We start from the raw sequence: 1,531 nt of genomic DNA on the forward strand, positions 1-1,531 counted from the left end.
CTATTACGCTTTCTTTAAAGGGTGGCTGCTTCTAAGCCAACCTCCTGGTTGTCTATACGTTTCCACCTCCTTCTACACTTAGCATGTATAAGGGACCTTAGCTGGCGGTCTGGGCTCTTTCCCTCTCGACCACGGACCTTTTCACCCGTAGTCTGACTCCTGTAATTACAGTTATTGGCATTCGGAGTTTGATTGGGTTTGGTAATCTGGTGGGACCCCTAGTCCATTCAGTGCTCTACCTCCAATACTTACATTACAAGGCTATACCAAAATATATTTCGGGGAGAACCAGCTATTTCCAAGTTTGATTGGCCTTTCACCCCTATCCACAGCTCATCCGAGCAGTTTTCAACCTACACCGGTTCGGGCCTTCATCCCGTGTTACCGAGACTTCACCCTGGCCATGGATAGATCACTTGGTTTCGGGTCTACTCAATGCAACTCAATCGCCCTGTTAAGACTCGCTTTCGCTACGGCTCCACCTGACGGCTTAACCTTGCTACACGGAGTAACTCGCTGACTCATTATGCAAAAGGCACGCAGTCAGACTGATTGCTGCCGAAACAGCAATCATAGTCCTTCCACAGTTTGTAGGCATACGGTTTCAGGTACTATTTCACTCTCCTCCCGGAGTACTTTTCACCTTTCCCTCACGGTACTTGTTCACTATCGGTCACCAGGTAGTATTTAGCCTTAGGAGATGGTCCTCCTGGATTCACACGGGGTTTCACGTGCCCCGTGCTACTCGGGAACCTTATCCGGAAAGTCTTATCCATTTCGCTTACGGGACTGTCACCCTCTGTGGTCACACGTTCCAGAGTGTTCAGCTATGAATAAGATTTGTAACTTTCCGAGAAGTCCGAAACCTTCTCCGATAAGGCCCCACAACCCCGGACATACAACGCTTTCGGGCTATCACGCATATCCGGTTTTGGCTGTTCCCGGTTCGCTCGCCGCTACTGCGGGAATCACTTTTGTTTTCTTTTCCTGAGGGTACTTAGATGTTTCAGTTCCCCTCGTTCGCCTCTGCAGCCTATGTATTCAGCAACAGATGATCCGTCATGACACGGACCGGGTTCCCCCATTCAGAAATCCCTGGATCTAAGCCTGTTCGGCGGCTCCCCAAGGCTTATCGCAGCCTGCCACGTCTTTCATCGCCTCCTGGTGCCAAGGCATCCACCATACGCCCTTACTAGCTTGGCCATAAACTTTGAAACTTAAATGAATGCTCAGCTTTTGTTTTGGAATCTATACAATATGCAATTGTCAAAGAACGTATCGAAACCCATCGGTCTGAAACCGATGATTGATGTGCCATACTACCCGCATGGCACGTCAATCACTCGTTCCAGCACTCGTTTCAGGAGCAAGGAGCGGTCGCTCATCACCTCAACCAGAAATACCTGGTGGAGGTGAACGGGATCGAACCGATGACCTCCTGCGTGCAAAGCAGGCGCTCTCCCAACTGAGCTACACCCCCTTGGTGGGCCTAGGTAGATTTGAACTACCGACCTCACGCTTATCAGGCGTG

Annotated in this window: 1 tRNA gene and 1 rRNA gene (1 of these 2 running past the window's edge); both read right to left on the reverse strand. The window is 50.2% G+C overall.

The annotated features are described in order from the left end of the window. A 23S ribosomal RNA gene (locus M0Q23_03820) occupies nucleotides 1-1,203 on the reverse strand (it extends 1,822 nt beyond the left edge of the window). A 201-nt stretch (nucleotides 1,204-1,404) separates the two neighbouring features. Continuing rightward, nucleotides 1,405-1,480: transfer RNA gene (locus M0Q23_03825), tRNA-Ala, on the reverse strand. Nucleotides 1,481-1,531: the final 51 nt, after the last annotated feature.

The sequence above is a fragment of the Syntrophales bacterium genome (assembly GCA_023228425.1).
Taxonomy (GTDB): Bacteria; Desulfobacterota; Syntrophia; order Syntrophales; family UBA2210; genus MLS-D.